The sequence below is a fragment of the Zhengella sedimenti genome (genome assembly GCF_046506625.1).
GTDB lineage: Bacteria > Pseudomonadota > Alphaproteobacteria > Rhizobiales > Rhizobiaceae > Zhengella > Zhengella sedimenti.
In genome coordinates, this window is record NZ_JBKFFP010000007.1 from 56,108 (window position 1) to 76,773 (window position 20,666).

16 protein-coding genes are annotated in these 20,666 nt (G+C 62.3%); 1 reads left to right on the forward strand and 15 read right to left on the reverse strand.

Features of this window, described 5'->3' with window-relative positions:
• The first annotated feature begins 217 nt into the window (after positions 1–217).
• Positions 218–2,083 (forward strand): aminopeptidase P family protein, encoded by a 1,866-nt coding sequence (locus ACLB6G_RS17485; protein ID WP_410357497.1) that lies wholly within the window; start codon positions 218–220, stop codon positions 2,081–2,083.
• Here the strand turns inward: ACLB6G_RS17485 and ACLB6G_RS17490 are convergent.
• The 15 genes from ACLB6G_RS17490 to murG form a co-directional block, all read right to left on the reverse strand.
• Entirely contained in the window at positions 2,064–2,360 is a 297-nt protein-coding gene (locus ACLB6G_RS17490) for an AzlD family protein (protein WP_410357498.1), read from the reverse strand. The genes ACLB6G_RS17485 and ACLB6G_RS17490 overlap by 20 nt on opposite strands.
• Positions 2,357–3,091 carry an AzlC family ABC transporter permease gene (locus tag ACLB6G_RS17495; protein WP_410357499.1) on the reverse strand — a complete coding sequence of 245 codons (735 nt, stop codon included), beginning with the start codon at positions 3,089–3,091 and terminating at the stop codon, positions 2,357–2,359. Before ACLB6G_RS17495 ends, ACLB6G_RS17490 begins: the two co-directional genes overlap by 4 nt.
• Before the next feature lie 84 nt (positions 3,092–3,175).
• Positions 3,176–3,847, reverse strand: a complete 672-nt coding sequence (locus ACLB6G_RS17500; protein ID WP_410357500.1) for a TIGR02453 family protein — start codon at positions 3,845–3,847, stop codon at positions 3,176–3,178.
• Positions 3,844–5,958 carry an NAD-dependent DNA ligase LigA gene (gene ligA, locus ACLB6G_RS17505; RefSeq protein WP_410357501.1) on the reverse strand — a complete coding sequence of 705 codons (2,115 nt, stop codon included), beginning with the start codon at positions 5,956–5,958 and terminating at the stop codon, positions 3,844–3,846. Before ligA ends, ACLB6G_RS17500 begins: the two co-directional genes overlap by 4 nt.
• A gap of 55 nt (positions 5,959–6,013) precedes the next feature.
• Positions 6,014–7,690, reverse strand: coding sequence for a DNA repair protein RecN (gene recN, locus ACLB6G_RS17510; protein ID WP_410357624.1), 1,677 nt, complete (start codon positions 7,688–7,690; stop codon positions 6,014–6,016).
• 11 nt (positions 7,691–7,701) lie between these two features.
• Positions 7,702–8,574, reverse strand: coding sequence for an outer membrane protein assembly factor BamD (locus ACLB6G_RS17515; RefSeq protein WP_410357502.1), 873 nt, complete (start codon positions 8,572–8,574; stop codon positions 7,702–7,704).
• A 160-nt stretch (positions 8,575–8,734) separates the two neighbouring features.
• Entirely contained in the window at positions 8,735–9,709 is a 975-nt protein-coding gene (lpxC, locus tag ACLB6G_RS17520) for a UDP-3-O-acyl-N-acetylglucosamine deacetylase (protein WP_410357503.1), read from the reverse strand.
• 253 nt (positions 9,710–9,962) lie between these two features.
• A complete protein-coding gene (gene ftsZ, locus ACLB6G_RS17525; protein ID WP_410357504.1) occupies positions 9,963–11,684 on the reverse strand; it encodes a cell division protein FtsZ in 1,722 nt (573 codons plus the stop codon).
• 85 nt (positions 11,685–11,769) lie between these two features.
• Positions 11,770–13,089, reverse strand: coding sequence for a cell division protein FtsA (gene ftsA, locus ACLB6G_RS17530; protein ID WP_410357505.1), 1,320 nt, complete (start codon positions 13,087–13,089; stop codon positions 11,770–11,772).
• The gene (locus tag ACLB6G_RS17535; RefSeq protein WP_410357506.1) at positions 13,086–14,012 is read right to left on the reverse strand and encodes a cell division protein FtsQ/DivIB; all 927 of its coding nucleotides are present in this window, start codon (positions 14,010–14,012) and stop codon (positions 13,086–13,088) included. Before ACLB6G_RS17535 ends, ftsA begins: the two co-directional genes overlap by 4 nt.
• Entirely contained in the window at positions 14,000–14,926 is a 927-nt protein-coding gene (locus ACLB6G_RS17540) for a D-alanine--D-alanine ligase (protein WP_410357507.1), read from the reverse strand. The genes ACLB6G_RS17535 and ACLB6G_RS17540 overlap by 13 nt, the downstream gene beginning before the upstream one ends.
• Before the next feature lie 276 nt (positions 14,927–15,202).
• Complete coding sequence (locus ACLB6G_RS17545; RefSeq protein ID WP_410357508.1) at positions 15,203–17,152, reverse strand: acyltransferase family protein; 1,950 nt, start codon at positions 17,150–17,152, stop codon at positions 15,203–15,205.
• 7 nt (positions 17,153–17,159) lie between these two features.
• Positions 17,160–18,134, reverse strand: coding sequence for a UDP-N-acetylmuramate dehydrogenase (murB, locus tag ACLB6G_RS17550; RefSeq protein ID WP_410357509.1), 975 nt, complete (start codon positions 18,132–18,134; stop codon positions 17,160–17,162).
• On the reverse strand, positions 18,131–19,537 hold the full coding sequence (murC, locus tag ACLB6G_RS17555) for a UDP-N-acetylmuramate--L-alanine ligase (RefSeq protein WP_410357510.1): 1,407 nt from the start codon (positions 19,535–19,537) through the stop codon (positions 18,131–18,133). Before murC ends, murB begins: the two co-directional genes overlap by 4 nt.
• Before the next feature lie 25 nt (positions 19,538–19,562).
• Positions 19,563–20,663, reverse strand: coding sequence for an undecaprenyldiphospho-muramoylpentapeptide beta-N-acetylglucosaminyltransferase (gene murG / locus ACLB6G_RS17560; protein WP_410357511.1), 1,101 nt, complete (start codon positions 20,661–20,663; stop codon positions 19,563–19,565).
• Positions 20,664–20,666: the final 3 nt, after the last annotated feature.

Here is a 20,666-nt window from a genome sequence, read left to right on the forward strand (position 1 = left end):
TGTGTTGATCGACAGATAGGCCCGGGGCATTCAATCAACCAGACCTGTTGGTGCATGGCACCCTTGCGTATTGTGCATATGCGAAATATCGATTTCGCAGCGCAGCATGAAAAGTCCGTGGGCACGACCGATGGACACCGCAACGCCGCTTGTCTACCGTCCCCCGTCAAGTCTAAAGGCGGCCAGTATCGGCCGGTCCCCGGAGGAACCCGTTTTCATGCACGCGCCACATTTCCAGTCATTCGAGAGCACGTCGGACCCCAGAAACGCCGCTGCACGAATGGAAGCCTTGCGGAAAGTCCTCTTGCGGGAGAATGTCCATGGTGTCCTCGTTCCCCGGGCGGATGAACACCAGGGCGAATATGTGGCCAGCTATGCCGAACGCCTGTCCTGGTTGACCGGCTTCACCGGCTCGGCAGGCATGGCTCTCATCGCCAGTCAGACTGCAGTGATCTTCGTTGACGGACGCTACACCGAGCAGGTGCGGCTGCAGACCGACCCGGCACTCTTCGGCTATGAAGACCTTGTCTCCAATCCGCCATCCGCGTGGATTGAAGCGAACTGGAAACCGGGTTGGAAGCTCGGAATCGATCCCTGGCTGCACACGATCGGCGAGGTGGAGCGGATTTCCACAGCCCTGGGCAAGGTGGGCGGCGAACTGGTTATGCTGGAAGGCAATCCCGTCGATGCGGTTCGCACCGACCGCCCGGCCCCGCCATTGGAACCGGTCCAGATCCATCCGGTCGAGCGCGCGGGGGTGCTGGCGCGTGACAAGCTGGCCGCCCTGGCGACAGCCATCAGGGACGCCGGTGCCGATGCCTGTGTGCTGACTGATCCGTCTTCCTTGGCATGGGCCTTCAATATCCGAGGCTCAGATGTGCCCCATACGCCGCTCGCCCTCGGGTTTGCGATCGTTTCGGCCAAAGGCAATCATCAGGTGTTCATGGACAAGCGCAAGATGACAAGGGAGGTCGAAGCCTATCTGACGCAACTGTGCGACATTCGCCCGCCTTCCGAACTTGACGACGCGGTGGCTGAACTGGCGCGAAAAGGCAGGACTGTCGGACTTGATCCGCAACTGGCGGCCGAAAAGTTGCGAATCCTTGCGACCGGAAACGGTGGCCGATGGCTCTCCATGCCCGACCCGGCCCGCCTGCCACGGGCCTGCAAGAACCCGACAGAATTGCAGGGCGCACGCGGTGCCCATCGCCGGGATGGAGTCGCCATGGCGCGCTTTCTCGCCTGGCTGGACCGGCAGGAACCTGGCACGGTCACCGAGACCAGCGCCGTGGTGGCGCTTGAGAGCGCCCGTATCCTGGCGGGGCAGGAAGCCCAGATGCCGTTGAAGGACATTTCTTTCGACACGATTTCCGGCGCTGGCCCCAATGGCTCGATCATGCATTACCGGGTCACACACAAATCCTGCCGCACACTGGCCCGGGGCGAACTCTACCTGGTGGATTCAGGAGGCCAATACGAGGATGGAACGACCGACATCACACGCACGGTGCCGGTTGGCGAGCCAACCGATGAGATGTGCAGGCGGTACACGATTGTCTTGAAGGGCCTCATTGCGGTTTCCACGATCCGTTTTCCGGCCGGCACGCGCGGCTGCGACATCGATCCGCTGGCGCGGGCGGCCCATTGGAAAGCCGGGGTCGATTTCGCGCACGGGACCGGACATGGCGTCGGTTCTTTTCTCTCCGTCCACGAGGGGCCGCAGAGGATCGCGAAGACCGGCATCCAGCCATTGCTGGAAGGCATGATCCTTTCCAACGAACCGGGCTACTACAAGCCCGGCCACTATGGCATCCGCCTCGAAAACCTGATTGCCGTCACACCGGCGCAGGACGTGCGGGGCGGCGACATTGCGATGCATGGTTTCGAGACGCTGACGCTCTGCCCGTTTGACCGGCGGCTCATCCTGCCGGAGATGCTGGACCGCGAAGAGATCGAATGGCTCGACGCCTATCACGCGCGTGTTCTGGAGGAGATCGCCCCTGCGCTGGAGGAACCGGACCGTGACTGGTTGAAGATGGCCTGCGCCCCGATGGGCGAGCAGCCTACCCCCCGATCTGTCTGAAACCGATGATCAGCGCCCAACCGGCCGCGAAGACGGCAAGGCCGGGAAGGCGAAGCGTCGCGGCGGCGACGAGGGCCAATGTCAGCGCTTCGCGCCAGTCGCCCTTCACCAGCGACGGGGCGACAAGCGTTGTCAGCACTGCCGCAGGGACCGCGTTGAGCGCGCGGTCCACCCGGCGAGGGATGCGCTCGAACCGCGACAGCACGAGATGGCCGCCGACCCGCGTGGCATAGGTGGCGATGGCGCTTGCGATCGTGATCCAGAAGATCGTGCTCATCGCTGCCCCGGCTCCGTGGCCGGCTCCTCCTCGGGTATCGGCATCATCATCGCCACGACGATCCCGGCAAGCGCTCCGATGGAAACATGCCAGGGCGATCCGACCACGTTCTCAGCCAGCACGGCACAGACCCCGCTGGACAGGACGACGGGTATGAAACTCTTCCTCTTCCGGAACCCCATCACCATGATCAGGAAATACACCGGCAACACGAAATCCAGGCCCAGGGCATGGGGATCGGTAATCAGGTTGCCGAAACTGGCGCCAACCCAGGTATCGGCGATCCAGAAGACATAGATGGTCAGCGCCATGGACATGTACCAGCGCCACGTGATCTTCCGGCCCTGCTCCCGCCGGCGCTCTGTCTCGGCGAATTGCGGATCGACAAGAAGAAAGAACGCGATTGACATCCGCAGCGTGCCCCATGGCCGCAGCATTCGTCCGATGGCGGCGGAGTAGAGGACATGCCGGAAGTTTACCGCGAAGATGGACAGGACAATGAGCCATGGCGCCACATGGGTGCCGAACAGTTCCAGCCCCACCATCTGGCTGGCGCCGGCAAAGACCGTAGCACTCATGAACACGGCTTCGAAGGTCGAGAACCCGTTCTTGACCGCTATGGCGCCAAACAGCAGCCCGAATGGCATTGACGACAGCACCACAGGGATACTGGCTTTAAGGCCATCGATGATCTCGGCTCTCGCCGTGTGTGTTTCGGAAGGTTGTGTCATGACGCGCCGGACGTTAGGACAGCCTTCCTGACCTGTCACGCCAATAGTTCTCATGTGAGCCACAAGTCGGACTGATGAACCACCTCAGATGGCACCTATCCCCCATTCGAAAAGCGGATGCGCACGTTTCGCGAAATCGACGCAGTCATCCGCCAGTTCCGGCGAAGTGATCCGGGTCGGGTCGATCTCTTCCCGCGTGATGAAATGCCTTTTCTTCACACCGGTTGCCAGATCCTCTTCTTCCACGGTTTCGAAACCTCTCGGCAACCGCTTCAAGGCCTCGCCGGAATCCAGTTCCAGCCCCTGGCTCGCCAGTGCCCCCACCATGGTGCGGTAGCGCTCCGGCCAGGCAATGATCGAATTGCGCATCCGTTTCAGGGCATCCGGCGCCGGCGAATAGAAGGCGACGGCCATGAAACAACCCTCCAGCCCGACATGCAGATAGAAGCAGCCGTCTGACCGTTTCGTCCCGTCTGGCGTGAGAATGATCGATACATGCCGGTTGAAAGGCCGTTTGTCTTTCGAAAAGCGGATATCGCGATAGATGCGAAACACGGATTTCTTCGGATCGCCACGATAAGGTAGCCCGGCCTCGGCGAATCGGACTGTCAGGTCGAGGATCAGCGCTCCGCGCGGACCGTTGAGTTCGCTTTCGTAGAGATCGCGATTTTCCTTGAACCAGTCCCGGTCCTGGTGGAAGTCCAGCGCCTTCAGGAAGGGTATGGCTTTTTCACCGAACCCGTGAAATGTGCTCATCCGCCAACCCTTTCGAACCAGGCATCCTCGGAAATCACTTCGATACCAAGCTCTTCCGCCTTCTTGAGCTTCGAACCCGCCCCCGGTCCGGCGACCACAAGATCAGTCTTGCGGGAAACCGAGCCTGCCACCTTGGCGCCCAGGCTTTCCGCCATCGACTTGGCTTCGTCGCGGCTCATGCGTTCCAGGGATCCGGTAAAGACAATGGTCTTGCCGGCGACAGGGCTGTCGCTTTGCGGCTTCTCCGCGTCTTGTACATCGAGTTCACCGACCAGATCCTCGACCATGGTGCGGTTGTGAACTTCGGAGAAATAGCGCGCGACCGATTCGACCACGGCCGGTCCGATATCGTCGAGCGCGTCCATGTCGTCGGCAGCCTGCGTGTCGCCTGCCGCTACGGCAAGTGCAGCTTTCTCGAAGGCGTCCCAGGAGCCATAGGCGCGCGCCAGCGTCTTTGCGGTGGTCTCGCCCACATGCCGGATGCCGAGCGCGAAGATCAACCGTTCCAGCGCGATCGACCTCCGCGCCTCGATGGCGTCAAACAGCTTTTGCGCCGAAGTCTCGCCATAGCCATCGCGGTTTTTCAGCTTCTTGAGGCTGTTGGCCGCGTCACGCCGTGCAAGCGTGAAGATGTCCGCGGGCGTGCGGATCGGAAGGTCGGGATCGTCGTAGAAATATTCGATCTGCTTGTCGCCCAGTCCCTCTATGTCGAAGGCCTTGCGCGAGACGAACAGCTTGAGATGCTCCTTGCGCTGGAAGGGACAGGCAAACTCCCCCGAACAGCGCCGCACCACGCCTTCCCCGCCGGAGGCATTGGCTTCGCGGATGACTGGCGTCTTCAACTCGCAAGGACAGACGGTTGGAAACGCGAAGGCTTGCGCATCGTCGGGGCGCTTGTCGGCCAGATAGCCGAGGATTTGCGGTATCACATCGCCGGCGCGCTGCACGATCACCGTGTCGCCAATCATGATCCCGAGGCGCTCGATTTCCTCGGCATTGTGCAGGGTCGCGTTTGTGACCACGACACCGCCCACTGTCACGGGCTCAAGCCTTGCCACCGGGGTCAGTGCTCCCGTACGGCCGACCTGGATGTCAATGCCCTTGAGTGGCGTCATGGCCTTCTCGGCCGGGAACTTGTGAGCGATTGCCCAGCGCGGACTGCGGGACACGAAACCGAGCCGCTTCTGCAAGTCGAGACGATCGACCTTGTAGACCACACCGTCAATGTCATAGCCCAGTTCGCCGCGTTCTTCCTCGATGGCATGATAATGGTCGATCAGGGCTTCGACCGAAGTGAAGCGCCGCATGAGCGGGTTGACGCGAAAGCCGAGTGCGGCAAACCACTCCACCATTTCCATCTGCGTTTCACGCGGCATCTCGCCAATCTCGCCCCAGGCATAGGCAAAGAACTTCAGCGGGCGCGAAGCCGTGACCGAACTGTCCAACTGCCTGAGCGAACCTGCAGCCGCATTGCGCGGATTGGCGAAGGTCTTGCCTCCGCTCTCTTCCTGGCGCGCATTCAACGCCTGGAAATCGGCATGACCCATATAGACCTCGCCGCGCACTTCCAGCACATCCGGGACATCGCCGGAAAGATGGCCTGGAATGTCGTCGATCGTGCGCGCATTGGCAGTGACGTTTTCGCCGGTCTGTCCGTCGCCCCGCGTCGCGGCGCTGATGAGCGTCCCCTTCTCGTAGCGCAGGTTGAGCGAAAGCCCGTCGATCTTCGGTTCGGCTGTCAGAGCCAGTTCCGCACCCTCTTCCATGCGCAGGAACCGGCGGATGCGGGCGGCGAAATCCCGTACATCCTCATCCGAAAACGCGTTGTCGAGAGACAGCATCGGCACCGCATGGGTGACCTTGTCGAACTTTTCCGAAACCGTCGCACCGACCCGCAGCGAGGGTGAATCCGCCAGGACCAGATGCGGGAAACGTTTTTCCAGGGCCTCGTTGCGCCGCCGCAAGGCATCATAGTCCGCATCCGAGATTTCCGGCTGATCCTCGGCGTGATAGAGCCGGTCATGGTGTGCGATTTCTTCGGCAAGGCGCTTGAGTTCGGCCTTGGCCTGGGTTTCGTTCAATCGATCGACTGGTGTGGTCTTGTCGGACATGAAAACCGCCGGAGCTTGGGAATCGGCGGCAAGAGTAGAGTATCTTCCGGGCCGCTCAAGCCCGCGGATCACCATTCTCCGTCAGCAGCCGCGCAGCAGCGGCCCTCGCTTCGTCCGTCACCGTGGCGCCCGCCAGCATGCGGGCCAGTTCTTCGGCGCGTTCGCTCCGGTCCATGACCGATATTCGGGTCGCGACCCTCTCGCCATCGCCCCCCTTGGCGATCAGGTAATGCGTGGTCGCCCGGGCGGCGACCTGCGGCGCGTGGGTGACCGACAGCACCTGGACGTTCTGCGCAAGGCGGGCCAGACGCTGCCCAATGGCATCGGCTACGGCACCGCCAACGCCGGTGTCGATTTCATCGAAAACGAGTGTCGGCGCCGAACCGCGATCAGCCAGCGCCACCTTCAGCGCTAGGAGGAAGCGCGACAGCTCGCCGCCGGACGCCACCTTCATCATTGGCCCCGGCCGTGTGCCCGGGTTCGTGCGAACCCAGAATTCCACCGTGTCGAATCCTTCGGCTGCCCTGTTGTCCGGATTGCTTTCCACCTGGACGATGAACTCTGCTCGCTCCAGCTTCAAGGCCGGCAATTCAGCCATGACGGCACTTGCCAGCATGGCCGCGGCGCCATGACGTCTGGCGGACAAACCCGCGGCAACCTGCTCGTAGGCCGAGAGTGCCGCGCTCGCGGCCTGTTCCAGCCTGGGCAGCCGTTCCGCTCCCGCATCGAGGTCGGCCAGATCCGCTGCCATGCTGTCCCGCAATTCCGCCAGCTTGTCGACCGTCACGTTGTATTTGCGCCCCGCCGCACGCAGCGCGAACAGCCGCTCCTCTGTCTCCTCCAGGCGGCGCGGGTCGTATTCACTGGCGCGCATGGCCTCGTCTATGCCCTGCGCCGCCGCATCGAGCGAGATCAGCGCCTCGTCCAGGGACTTCAGGATGTCGTCCAGCATGCCCGGCACCTCCGCCGCCTTGCGTTCAAGCCGGCGCAGAAGCGAGGACAGTTGCGGGATCGGAGAGCCGTCGCCGGACAAGGCTGTCTGTGCATCGGCGATCTCGACCGCGATCTTCTCCGCCCGCATCATGCTGGCACGTTCGTCAGCAAGCGCCGTTTCCTCGCCGGGTTGCGGATCGAGTTCTTCGAGCTCGCTTACCGATGCGCGAAGAAAATCCGCCTCACGGGCTGCCGCCTCCACCTTCTGCCGATGCTTGCGCAGGTCGCCTTCGGCCTGCCGCCAGGCCCCATGGGCCGCCGCGACTGCCAAAGCTTCACCGGTATGCCCGCCAAAGGCGTCAAGCAGCTCACGATGCGCCGCCGGATCGACAAGCGCCCGGTCATCGTGCTGACCGTGTATCTCGACCAGCGCCAGGCCGATTTGCCGCATCAAGGCGACGCTGGCCGCCTGGTCGTTGATGAAGACACGTGTGCGCCCATCGGCGTTTTGCACACGCCGCAGGATGATATCGCCGTCGTCTGGTATTTCATTGGCGGCAAGCATTGCCCGCGCCGGATGGTTCGAAGGCACGTCGAAGACCGCCGTCACCTGTCCCTGTGTCGCTCCGTGGCGAACGAGAGAGGCATCGCCGCGTGCGCCGAGCGCCAGCGAAAGCGAATCGAGCAAGATCGATTTGCCCGCGCCGGTCTCACCCGTCAGGACGGACAGCCCGGCCGGAAACTCGATATCGAGCCGTTCGATCAGAACGATGTCGCGGATCGAAAGGTGGCAGAGCATGGCCCGCCGTTTCAGCTCGCGCTTGTCGTGAGCCTGCGCGCTGCCCGGGAAATCCATGAACCCTGGTTTTCCTCGGGCGCATAGCCACCCTGCTGCAACAGGGCATAGGCATCCTTGTACCACTTGGAATCAGGGTAGTTATGCCCGAGAACGGCCGCCGCAGTCTGTGCCTCGTGGACGATGCCCATGGCGAGATAGGCTTCGGTCAGCCGCGCAAGCGCCTCCTCGACATGCCGGGTGTTGGAGAACTCCTCCACCACTGCCCGGAATCGCTTGATCGCGGCAATATATTCGCGGCGTTCGAGATAGTAACGCCCGACCTGCATTTCCTTGCCTGCAAGCTGGTCACGCCCAAAGCGGATCTTCGATTCCGCATCCGGAGCATATTCGGAGTCCGGCCAGCGTTCCACGACCTCGTTCATCGCCTGGATCATCAGCTTGGTTTCACGCTGGTCCTGGGTCACGTTCCGGACCTGGCGGAAATAGTTCAAACCCACAATATACTGCGCATAGGCGGATTCATCGGTGTTGGGATAAAGCGTGAGGTATCGCTTGGCACTGTTGATCGAATCGTCGTGATTGCCTTGCCGGTATTGGGTGAAGGCGTTCATGACCAGCGACTTGCGGGCGAATTCGGAATAGGGATGCTGCCGGTCAACAGCGGCGAACTTCGCGGACGCCTCCCCGAGGCGCCCGGCCTCCAGGTTGGCCAGACCCTGATTGTAAAGCTGGTCGGCCGGTTCGGTCTGCTCAACATACGTCGACAGGTCGATATCGTCGTCAGAAGAACAACCGGCAAGGAGAAAGGGCGCGCAGGCCAATGCCAGCAACGCAGGCCGCAAGGTTTGCCGCGAAGCGTCTGATACAAACTTTACAAGAGCCATGCATCCGTCCTGCCGGTAGAGCGATCTCGTCACCATCGCCATAAATCATATCGCCGCATGAGCGGCAATGCCACCCGATGCCAATCGCGCAACATTGTGGCGCAAAAACGAAGTGCCCGCTGCCGGGACTCACCCGAGATCAACGACAAGGCTTGATAGGTTAAAGGGCCCAGGGAGCGTGGACCGGCGCGCTCACAGCGATGAGGTCTGCACCCCGTCCCCCGGTTCTCCGATTCGTCTCGACGATTTCGAACGCCGACGAATCGCTCAGCAAGGCGCGCAAGGCACCTGCATTCAACTTGTGCCCGCCACGGAACGAACGGAAACATCCGAGAATGCGCGCACCGGCCAGTGCCAGGTCACCGAGCGCATCAAGCGTCTTGTGGCGGACGAACTCGTCGCTGTAGCGAAGGCCTTCCATGTTGATGACCTTGTGATCGTCACCAATGACAACGGAGTTCTCCAGAGAAGAACCCAAGGCATAGCCCGCCGCCCACAGGCGCTCGACATCCTTCATGAAACCGAATGTGCGCGCCCGGGAAACGTCTCGACGGAACGTCTCCGGCGTCATGTCCGCTCCGAAGGCCTGCCTGCCGATCGCCGGGCTGTCGAAATCGATTTCGACCTCGAACCGGGTACCGCCATACGGACGAAACTCCGCCCATGACGGGCCATTCTCCACGCGAACAGGTTTCAGGACACGGATGAAACGGCGTTTTGCGGCTTGGGTCACAAGCCCCGCTTGCTCGAAAGCATCGACGAAGCAGGCTGAGCTTCCATCGAGAATGGGAACTTCCGGCCCGTCGATCTCGATCAGGAGATTGTCAATGCCGAGACCGTAAAGCGTCGCCATCAGGTGCTCGACGGTCGCGACAAAAACGCCGGCCGGATTGCCAAGGACAGTCGCCAGGTCCGTCGCACCGACTTCTGAAGCCAGCGCCCGGATTTCGGTTGGCTCGCCATCCTTGCCCAGTCGGTGAAACATGATCCCGGTATCGGGATCGGCCGGATGACAATGAATGGTCACGGGCTTTCCGCTGTGGACGCCGATGCCGGCTAGCGAAACACAAGTTTTCAGCGTTCTCTGAAAGTCCGACAAGATTACGCCCCTTGACCCCTGCACGGCGCTCCACAACCTTTGCGGCGGCGGAGCGGGTGTGTGTTTACAGGCTAGCAGCGATCCCCATCATCAGCTGCGCCCCCGCCTGATCGCGGATGAACATACTGTGGTGAACCCGGCAATCCAAATCACGGTTTCTTACCTTTTGTAACGACCTTTCACGCGAGCAAGGCACCAACTAGAAGATTGTTACATAAAGGTTTTTCCGAAAAAAGGGCGGCGAATGACCGCCGCCCCTTTTCATCAATTGTCACAACCGCAGGAATGATCAGTTCGCCTGCCGGCGGAGGAAGGCGGGAATCTCGAGTTGATCGTCATCCTGCGCTGACGGACCGGCCGGCATGACACGGCCGTTTCCGTCCAGTTGCCCGCGACGCGGCGCGTAAAGCTGGCTGTCCTGTTGCGCGGCCCGGCGCATTTCAGGAGCAGCCTGGCGAAGCTGGGGCTCGCGCGGTCCGCTCGCATCCGTTGCCGGCTTGAGCGAAGCGGAAGGCTCGTCTTCGCGGCGGGACAGGCCATTGGTCAGGCGCTTCAACAGTCCCATCGGACCGCGCTCTTCGTGCTCCCCATGCGCATGGTTGTCACGGGCAGACATTTCGGCGATCGCAACCGGCGGGAAATCCTCGACCCTGGGCATGCGTGGCGCTGTGGCAGCCGGCGCGGGCTGGACGGCCGGCGCGGCCGAGGGGTATTCCGCGACCGGTTCGCGCGCCGTTGCGGCGGCTGCCGGCTGAGGCGCCTGCTTCGGCATGTTCTCCTGGATCTCCGGCTGTCCCTGGAACAACCGGCTTGCAGGCCGGAACTCCTCTGCCCCGGACTGAACCGGGAACTCCGACTCGGCGCGCGCAATGGCTGCCGCCACCGGATCCGCCGGCGTCTGCCGTACGGGCTGCTGCGGCTGCTGGGGCGCTGCAGACTGCTGACGGGCCTGCGGCTGCGAAGGAGCCATGGGAGCCTGCGCTGGCTGTTGCACCGGACGGGAAACCGTGCGGCTTTCCGCTGTCACGGCCTTGGCGATGCCGGCCGTGTTTTCGATGCCCGTGGCGACCACCGAAACGCGGATCACACCTTCCAGTTCCTCGTCAAAAGTCGCGCCGAGAATGATGTTGGCATCCTGGTCCACTTCTTCGCGGATGCGCGTGGCAGCTTCATCCACCTCATAGAGCGTCAGGTCGCGACCGCCGGTGATCGAGATCAGCAGGCCCTGCGCGCCCTTCATCGAGGATTCGTCGAGCAGCGGATTGGCAATGGCCGCTTCGGCCGCCGCCATGGCACGTCCCTCGCCGGAAGCCTCGCCCGTTCCCATCATGGCCTTACCCATCTCGCGCATGACGGAGCGCACATCGGCGAAGTCGAGGTTGATCAGGCCTTCCTTGACCATCAGGTCCGTGATGCAGGCCACGCCCGAGTAAAGCACCTGGTCGGCCATCGCGAAAGCATCGGCGAATGTGGTCTTCTCGTTGGCGATCCGGAACAGGTTCTGGTTCGGAATGACGATCAGCGTGTCGACGCACTTCTGCAGTTCCTCGATTCCGCTGTCGGCAAGCCGCATCCGGCGCTGACCCTCGAAATGAAAAGGCTTGGTCACCACACCCACCGTGAGGATGCCTTTCTCGCGGGCCGCCTGGGCGACAACCGGCGCTGCACCCGTACCGGTTCCGCCGCCCATGCCGGCCGTCACGAAACACATATGCGTGTTGGAAAGATGATCGACGATCTCGTCAATGCACTCTTCTGCGGCTGCGCGCCCGACTTCGGGCTGCGAACCGGCGCCCAGACCTTCGGTCACGTGGGCGCCGAGCTGTATCAGGCGTTCCGCCTTGGACATTGTCAGCGCCTGCGCATCGGTATTCGCCACGACGAATTCCACGCCGCGCAATCCGGCTGTGATCATGTTGTTGACAGCGTTTCCGCCACCGCCGCCAACACCGAAGACGGTGATGCGGGGCTTCAGTTCTGTGATGTCGGGTTTTTGAAGGTTGATGCTCATGATCCTGTCCTTGTCCGCTCTTCCGTCTCGCCGCCGCTTGCCTTTGCGGCTAGATTTTCCCAGGGGCAGAACGCCCCGGCCTGAATCAAAGGTTGTCTCTCAGCCATTGCCCCACACGGCTGAGCCGTCCTCCGGTTCCCGTCAGCCTCTTGCTCCATCTCGAATGCTTCATGACATTGGTCTCCAGCCCTGCCACTTGCGGATAGATCATCAGGCCCACGGCCGTCGAAAACGCCGGTCCCTTGGCCGCCGGCGGCAAACCCGCCACGCCAAGCGGCCGCCCGACACGCACGTTGCGTCCCAGAATCCGCCGGGCGACTTCCGGCAAACCGTTGAGTTGGGCACCGCCACCCGTCAGCACGACACGGCGCCCGACAACAGCACCGAATCCGGATGCGTTCATCCGGTCTCGGACATGTTCGAGCATCTCCTCGGTACGGGCGCGGATGATGCGCGTCATGATGGCACGCGGCACCTGCTGGCCTTCATCCCGGTCGCTTCCGTCGTCGTCGATCGAGGGGATCGTCACCACGTCGCGGTCATCGGCGGCGCTCGGCAGGGCCGATCCATGCATTGCCTTCAGCCGCTCGGCCGCCTCCACCCGCGTGGAAAGCCCGCGGGCAAGGTCCATGGTGATGTGGCGCCCGCCCATGGGCAGCGAATCGCCATGAACGAAGCGCCCATTGGCAAAGACCGACATCGTGATTGTCCCGCCCCCGATATCGATGCAGGCGGCACCCATTTCCGTTTCGTCGTCAACGAGCGCCGCCAGTCCGCTGGCATAGGGCGTCGCGACCATGCGCTCCACGGAGAGATGGCAACGGTTCACCGCCAGTTCGAGATTGCGAAGCGGCGCCGCGTCGGCAGAAAGGACATGCATTTCCACGCCAAGCGTATCGCCGATCATGCCAAGAGGGTCGCGAATGCCGCGTTCGCCGTCCAAGGCATAACCCGTGGCCAGCGAATGGATGACCTGGCGTTCGACCGCCTGAGCCTGCCTTGCGCCCGCAACCAGAACCTTGCGGATGTCGTTGGCATCGGCTTCTTCGCCACCAAGATTCACGGTCGCCGAAAACATTTCGCTTTTCAGGCGGCCGGCCGAGATGTTGACGATGAGCGATTCGACCATCACGCCGGCCATCTTCTCAGCGGCATCGACAGCATGGCGGATGGCCCGTTCGGCGCAGTCGAGGTCAGTGATGACGCCGGATTTGACGCCTTCGGAACGATGATGGCCTATGCCGATCACCCGGATGTCATGGGTACGCCCGCGCAGCAGTTCGCCTTCATCACGCGGCATGAGCCGGGCGATGATGCAGCAGATCTTCGATGAGCCGACATCGAGCACGGTGACAACGCCCGTGCGGCGCGAGGAGGAAGACGAGGTGGCGGAAAGCAGGTTCATGTGCGCCCCCGCTTCTCTTCATCCTTTACCAGCTTCTCCATGCGCTCCCGGCGCTCTTCAGCGGCAGCCGCGCTCAGCCTGATGGCGATGCGCTCGCCCAACCGCATGTCCACGCTGACGATATCCTTGTCGAGAAGGCCCTCGGTTTGTTGCAGTTCCACCACTTTCTGAACGGCGGCCAGTTCGCCGCGCTCCGGCAGCTTGATCGTGACGCCGTTGTCGAGAATCAGGTCCCAGCGCCGGTCCGCGATTCGCACATAACCGCGCACGCGTTGCGCGATGGCGGGGAAGCGCTCCATGCCGGCGATGAACATGCTCGCCTTTTGCGCGGCCCCGGAGCCGACAACCAGCGGAAGGCTGGCATACCGGTCGTTCCTGTAGGGCGCGATAACGGATCCGTCGCGCTCGATCACGGCAACCGAATCGCCCTGCTGCCAAAGCGCGAACGGCGTACGTTCGGACACCTTCACCTGGAGCGTTCCCGGATAGACCTTTTGCACCGAGGCCTCCTGCACCCAGGGCAGTTCGGCGACGCGCTGGCGCGCGGCTTCCGGCGAAAATCCGGGCAAGGCCGTCCATCCGGTCAACCCGATCGCGCCCATGACATCGATCTCGGACGTTTCGGTGTTGCCAGTGATGTCGATCTGCGAAATGGCGAACCCGGTTCCCGAAGCCACCGTCGAGACAATTGCCGGAACATGCCCGCCAAGCCATGAACCATAGGCAGCGGAAGCGGTGAGAAATCCGGCGGCCATCACGGCGAAGGCATGACGCGGCACATGCACGTCGCCGGACACGAGTCTGGTGACATGACGGACCGGCCGGCGCAGCAGGCGCGGCAAGACCAGCCGTTCCGGCGCCCCGGACGCATCGGTGCGGCCCGTCCCTGCAATCCTGGCGATTCCATGCTTCAGCGCATGCACGATGCGTCCTCCACCATCCAACTCACGAACTCACCAAAACTGTGACCTGCATGCCGCGCTAGCTCCGGTGCCAGCGATGTCTCGGTCATGCCGGGCTGTGTGTTGACCTCCAGCCAGATCAGTTCGCCGTTTTCGGAGTGGCGGTCGTCATAGCGGAAGTCAGATCGGGTTACGCCGCGACACCCCAGAATCTGATGAGCCTTCAGCGCCAGTGTCTGTATTTTTTGGTAAATATTTGGTGAAAGCCGCGCCGGGCATTCGTGCCTTGAGCCGCCCGACACATATTTCGACTCGTAATCGTAGAACTGGTGCCCCACCGGAATGATCTCGGTGACGCCGAGCGCGACGTCGCCCATCACGGTGCAGGTCAGCTCTCGACCGTGCACAAAACGCTCCACCATGACCCGGTCGCCATATTTCCAGTCATCCGACGTGATGATCTGGGGTGGATGCGGCTGATCTTCCTTGACGATCACGACACCGAAGCTCGAACCCTCGGCGACCGGCTTGACCACGTAGGGAGGCTTCATCGGATGCGCGGACGTGATTTCAAACCGGTTCATGACCTTTGATTCGGCCACCGGAATTCCGGCTGCCTTGGCAAGCTTCTTGGACTTGTCCTTGTCCATGGCAAGGGCCGAGGCGAGAACACCTGAGTGGGTGTAGGGAATCTGCAGATATTCCAGGACGCCCTGGATCGTGCCATCCTCGCCGAAAGGGCCATGCAGGGCATTGAAAACGACATCGGGGCGCAAGTCCGCAAGCACCAGGGCAACGTTGCGGTCAACGTCGATCCGCGTCACAAGATAGCCTTCCGCCTCGAGGGCATCGGCGCAGGCCTTTCCCGAAGCGAGACTGACGGGTCGCTCGGACGAGAAACCGCCCATCAGCACCGCCACGCGCTTCCTTGCCATCACGAACCCCTCTTCTGCGCAGCATCCGGCGCGCAACAATTCACCGGCCGGACTTGTGCCCGGTCGCGCAATACGCGCGCCAACGCGACTCAATGATGAAACCCCTGTCACCAAGGAATCAGAGAGTTGATTCCGTGGCAAGCCCGTGGATGAAAAACCCGAATCGCGGCCACGCCATTGCGTGCGGAGCAAGGTGCAGCCCAGATCGTTAACAGGTCGTTTACCTAGTTCGATAACCTGCCGGAAATCTTTCCGGACCCCAGCGAAGCAATCGCCTCACTGGCCAAGAGCCCAGGCGAAATCGTCCCGGTATTGCTCCACCAGCCGATGAACCCCGGCTGGATAGAGGTGGTCGCGATCCCGGAAAAACAGCACGCCGTTCTCGTCCGGGCGGCAGACCTGGTCATCGCAGAAGGCTGGAATGATATCGATGACCCGTGCGGCCCCAACCTGGCCGGCGGCGGAGCGCAACAAGGGCACGACATTCTTGAACATGGAGTCTGTCTGTGCGCGGGACACGTTGCACCGCTGCTTGTCGCCACCGGTCCGCTCGGCGCCATGAATACAATCGAGAGCCGGCTGATCGAAGCGCGGTGTCGGACCGATCAGCAGGACCCGCACACCGGCGTCTGTGAATTGCCTGATCAGCTCCGATGCCTCGTCCTTGTCCGGGACGGTTCCCGGCAGGAAGATGGACGTGACTAGGACTGAACGTGGCGGGTTCGGTTCCGCCATGACGCCCTTCAGGGCGGTCACCAGGTTGGAGCAGCGATGCAGGTCGCCGGACTGCATGGATCGGGGAGAAAACCAAGAAAGGCGGCATCCGCCGCGTGCCAGCGAGACCGCGTTCAGTCCCCGACCCCGGGCGACCTGGGCCAGGGCTGGATAAAGGGCGTCGGCATGGGAATCCCCCAGGATCAGGACGTAGTCGCCGGAAACGCAATGCTCCGGAACCGCGTCCCCGGTCCGCACCCGGCAACCATTGTCGAAAGTTCCGGCACCCTCTGTTGCGTAGAGATTGCGGATGTGGCGGTCATTAGCCAGGTAACCGGCATAGGTGATCCCGCCGCCCAGCGCGGCCATCAGGAAGACCCCCGCAAAACCGCTGGCAAAGATCCGCCCGGCATTCATTTCCAGACGTGCCCGCTTGCGCCATTGGCGAACCGGCTTTTCAACCAGCAGGTAGCTGACCGTCGCCAGACCGAGTCCCAAAATGCCGCCGAGCAGCAGATCGATGGAAAGACCGGCATTCGTATTGGACATGCGGCCAAAAGCGAGGAGCGGCCAGTGCCAAAGGTACCAGCCGTAGGAAACAAGCCCGATCGCGACCGGCAGCCGCATCGACAACAGGCGGGCGACCGCGACCTCCGGCCGGGCGAGAGAGACAGCGATGACGAGGCTCGTCCCGATGACGGGCAGCAGCGCCAGCGATCCCGGCCAGATGCTGTCTTCCGAGACGCCGGCAACGGTCACGGCAATCATCGCCATCCCCGCCAGCCCCAGCGCTTCCAGCACCCAAACCGGCAGGCGCGCGAGCCGTTGGGCGAGCGAAGGAACGATCATGCCACCGGCAACGAATTCCCATGCCCTGAACGGCGTCAGGTAGAACGCCGGATTGCGGTCTCCGATGTCCGTCCAGATGATGCACGCCACGAGTGACAGGACGAAGATGACAACGGCCGCAAGCGGCTCGACATGGCGGACTCCGCGCTTGGCAAGCCAGGCGAGACCGAGCAGCAGCAACGGAACCACCAGATAGAACTGCTCTTCGACCGAAAGCGTCCAGGTATGAAGCAGAGGCTTCAGTTGTGCCGCAGTATCGAAATAGCCCTGCTCGACGTAGAACAGGACATTGGAGATCATCAGCGGCGCGGCGATGGCCGACTTTGCAAAGCTCTCATAGGCATCCGGAATGAAGAGAAAAAACGGCGCTGCCAGGAAGGTACATGCCAGCACGAGGAAGAAAACCGGCAGGATGCGGAGTGTCCTGCGGGCATAGAAACGCAGGATCGAGAAATCACCGCGCGCGATTTCGCTCCTGATCTGTCCGATGATCAGAAAGCCGGAAATGACGAAGAAGATGTCAACGCCCGAGAACCCGCCTGAAAATCCGGGCATGTGGGCGTGATTCAGGACGACGGCGACCACGGCCAAGGCGCGAAGCCCGTCCACGAATGGCATGTAACCGGAAAATGCCACCGCCTCGGATCGCCGAACCTGGTGCATTGGCGCCCTATGGCTCCCGCCCGAGGAAGGGCAAGACCGCATGATCCGGCTCGAACAGGCCCATCCGCTTGATCTCCCAGTGCAGGGGTATGCCGGAAGCATCAAGCACGCGCGACCTTACGGTCTCTCCGAGCAGTTCAAGATCGTATCCGCTGGCGCTGCCCGTGTTGATCATGAAATTGCAATGGAGCGGAGACATCTGTGCCGCTCCGATCACGAGCCCCCTGCAACCGGCCCTGTCAATTTCCTTCCACGCAGATGTGCCTTCGGGATTGCGGAAAGTCGATCCGCCGGTCTTTTCCTTGACCGGCTGCACGGTTTCGCGATGACGTTGCACCTCATCCATTGCAGCCTGGATTGATTCCTGTTCACCCGCTTCTCCGCGGAAGAGGGCAGATGTGAAGATCAGATTCTCCGGCGCTTCCGAATGACGATAGGAATAGCCCATTTCCTCAAGGGACAGTATCTGCAGGTCACCCTTGCGATCCAGAGCCCGCACCTCCACCACCCTGTCCTTTGTCTCGACCCCGTTGGCGCCGGCATTCATGCGCAAAGCGCCGCCAACGGCGCCGGGGATGCCATGGTAGAAATGGAAACCGGCGATTTCGGCGTCGCGCGCGGCCGCTGCCAGCATGCGGTCGGGAACCCGTACACCTGCGCGCAGTTCGGTGTCGCTCACGCGTTCAATCCGGCCGAACCCCTTGACCGCGGGCCGGATGACGAAACCGGGAATGCCTCCATCGCGAACCAGAAGATTCGATCCGACGCCGACCGGCATGACCGGAATGTCGTCCGGTACGGCGTGCAGGAAATTGGACAGGTCTTCCTCGTCGACGGGTTGAAACAGGACTTCCGCCGGACCGCCGGCACGAAACCATGTCGCGGCATCCATGGGCGCATTGGGCGTCAGTGATCCACGCACGCCCTGCAACCGGCCGGCCAGCTTCTTCAGCAGGGCTTCACCGTCGACCAGTGCCATCATCCCGCCTCGCCGTTGAGTTCCTTGGGCAAGGCATAGGCCCATGCGGAAATGTTTCCGGCGCCCAGAAACACGACGAAGTCACCGGGCTTGGCATTTTCGCGCACGAAAGGAGCGATTTCCGCCTGGTCTTCCAGAAGGCGGGCATCTCGGTGACCGCCGGCACGGATCTTTTCCACCAGCGTTTCCGAGTTCACACCCTCGATTGCATCTTCCCCGGCCGAATAGACCGGAACGATTCCCACCAGATCCGCATCGTTGAAGCAGGCGGCGAAGTCGTCGAAGAGGTCGCGCAGGCGCGTGAACCGGTGGGGCTGCGCGATGGCAATCACCCGGCCGCTGCAGGCGTCCCGCGCGGCTGCAAGGACCGCCTTGATCTCGACCGGATGATGGCCGTAGTCGTCGAAAACCTCCACGCCGTTCCACGAACCGGTATGCGTGAAACGCCGCTTCACGCCGCCGAAAGCCATGAGGCCCTGGCGAATATCCTCAGGCTCTATCCCCAATTCGTGTGCCACGGCAATTGCAGCGACTGCATTGGAGACATTGTGCCGACCGGGCATGGGAAGGCGCAATCCGTCCAGGCGGGTTTCCGCGCCAGTCTTCCTGTCACGGATCACGACGTCGAACACCGAGACAGCGCCATCCATCCTGTGATTGGAAAAGCGGACGTCCGCCTGGGGGTTCTGGCCGTAGGTGACGATCCGCCGGTCCTCGATCCGGCCGACAAGGGCCTGGACCTCGTGATGGTCAATGCACATGACGCCGAACCCGTAGAACGGGACGTTCTCGACGAATTGCTTGAACGCTTCGCGAACCTTGTCAAACGAACCGTAGTGATCGAGATGCTCCGGATCAATGTTGGTGACGACCGCGACATCGGCGGGCAGCTTGAGGAATGTGCCGTCGCTTTCGTCCGCCTCCACGACCATCCACTCGCCCTCGCCCATGCGCGCATTCGTGCCATAGGCATTGATGATCCCGCCATTGATGACGGTCGGATCGAGCCGGCCCGCATCGAGCAGCGTCGCGATCATCGAGGTCGTCGTGGTCTTGCCGTGGGTTCCACCGACAGCAACGGCCTGCCGGAACCGCATCAGTTCAGCCAGCATTTCGGCACGCCGCACGATGGGCAGGAACCGTGCCCTGGCCGCCTGCAATTCGGGATTGGTTTTCCGGATCGCGGTCGAGACCACCACGACTTCGGCCTCGCCGAGATTCTCGGCGCGGTGACCGATATGGACTTCGATCCCCTTCTCGCGAAGGCGCTGTACATTGGCATTGTCGGCCTGGTCGGATCCCTGGACGGTGTAACCGAGGTTGTTCAGCACCTCGGCTATGCCGCTCATGCCTATGCCGCCGATGCCGATGAAATGCACCGGTCCGATGTTCTGCGGCATTTTCATGCGCGCACTCCTTGTCTGATCCGGACTAAATTCTGGTTCCCGAGGCAATAGCCTCTGCAAGATCGGCAAGCAACTGCGCAGCCTCCGGTTTACCGGTCCGTTTCGCCGCAGCGGCCATGGTTGAAAGGCGCTCCGGCCGGGACAGGAGGTCTTCCAGCAGGCCGGCCATCGCCACGGGCGCAAGTTCATCCTGGGCCCTGACTTCCGCTCCTCCCTGCGCTTTCAATGCGGCTGCGTTGGCAGCTTGGTCATGGTCAAGTGCATGAGGATAGGGAACAAGCAGGGCCGGCCGGCCAATGGCCGCTATCTCCGACACCGTCGAGGCGCCCGACCGGCAGATAACCAGATGGGCGCGCGCCATGCGCTCCGCCATCGCCTTAAAGAAAGGGGAGATTTCCGCCTCGATGCCGAGGTCTGCATAAGCCGTCTTAACGCGCGCCTCATCCTCCGGTCTCGCCTGTTGCGTCACGACAAGACGCCGGCGCAGTGCCTCAGGCAGGAGGGATACGGCTTGCGGAACAACATCGGAAAAGAACTTCGCGCCCTGGCTGCCGCCGAAAACAAGCAGATTGATCGGCCCCGACTCAGGCGGCAAGTAGGGAATTTCCATCGCGGCCAGCACATCCGGGCGCACCGGGTTTCCGGTGACCTGGACCCGCGCCCTGCCTGAGGTGGCATCCGGCCCCAGGAAACCGCCCGCGATGACGGTGACCCGGCCCGCAAGCGCCTTGTTCGCGCGCCCCATCACTGCGTTCTGTTCATGGATCATCGTCGGCAGGCCGAGACGCGTTGCGGCGAACAGCGGAGGCAGAGTCGGATAACCGCCAAAGCCGACGACCGCGCTCGGCTTGATGCGGGCGAAAACCCTTTGCGCTTCCCGTACGCCACGCCACAGCGTCAGCAAGGTCTTGATCATGGCGATCGGGTTCCGCGACCCCAGGGTCGCCGAAGGCATGATGTGAACCTCATCGGCAGGAAAGGCTGCGGAATAGCGGTTCGCCCGTTCATCGGTGGCCAGATGAACAGACCATCCCCGTCCCTTGAGCTCATGCGCCAATGCCTCGGCGGGAAACAGGTGACCGCCGGTTCCCCCTGCCGCCAGCACGATGACGCCCTTGTCCGCCATGCC

Excerpts from the sequence above, each read along its gene's own strand:
- ligA (WP_410357501.1), bottom strand. The coding sequence starts at position 5,958 with ATGTCCGACAAGACCACACCAGTCGATCGATTGAACGAAACCCAGGCC.
- murC (WP_410357510.1), bottom strand. The coding sequence starts at position 19,537 with ATGAAAATGCCGCAGAACATCGGACCGGTGCATTTCATCGGCATCGGC.
- ACLB6G_RS17515 (WP_410357502.1), bottom strand. The coding sequence starts at position 8,574 with ATGGCTCTTGTAAAGTTTGTATCAGACGCTTCGCGGCAAACCTTGCGG.
- ACLB6G_RS17490 (WP_410357498.1), bottom strand. The coding sequence starts at position 2,360 with ATGAGCACGATCTTCTGGATCACGATCGCAAGCGCCATCGCCACCTAT.
- ACLB6G_RS17540 (WP_410357507.1), bottom strand. The coding sequence starts at position 14,926 with ATGGCAAGGAAGCGCGTGGCGGTGCTGATGGGCGGTTTCTCGTCCGAG.
- ACLB6G_RS17495 (WP_410357499.1), bottom strand. The coding sequence starts at position 3,091 with ATGACACAACCTTCCGAAACACACACGGCGAGAGCCGAGATCATCGAT.
- recN (WP_410357624.1), bottom strand. The coding sequence starts at position 7,690 with ATGCTCTGCCACCTTTCGATCCGCGACATCGTTCTGATCGAACGGCTC.
- ftsZ (WP_410357504.1), bottom strand. The coding sequence starts at position 11,684 with ATGAGCATCAACCTTCAAAAACCCGACATCACAGAACTGAAGCCCCGC.
- ACLB6G_RS17485 (WP_410357497.1), top strand. The coding sequence starts at position 218 with ATGCACGCGCCACATTTCCAGTCATTCGAGAGCACGTCGGACCCCAGA.
- murB (WP_410357509.1), bottom strand. The coding sequence starts at position 18,134 with ATGATGGCACTGGTCGACGGTGAAGCCCTGCTGAAGAAGCTGGCCGGC.
- murG (WP_410357511.1), bottom strand. The coding sequence starts at position 20,663 with ATGGCGGACAAGGGCGTCATCGTGCTGGCGGCAGGGGGAACCGGCGGT.
- ACLB6G_RS17500 (WP_410357500.1), bottom strand. The coding sequence starts at position 3,847 with ATGAGCACATTTCACGGGTTCGGTGAAAAAGCCATACCCTTCCTGAAG.
- ACLB6G_RS17545 (WP_410357508.1), bottom strand. The coding sequence starts at position 17,152 with ATGCACCAGGTTCGGCGATCCGAGGCGGTGGCATTTTCCGGTTACATG.
- ftsA (WP_410357505.1), bottom strand. The coding sequence starts at position 13,089 with ATGAACCTGCTTTCCGCCACCTCGTCTTCCTCCTCGCGCCGCACGGGC.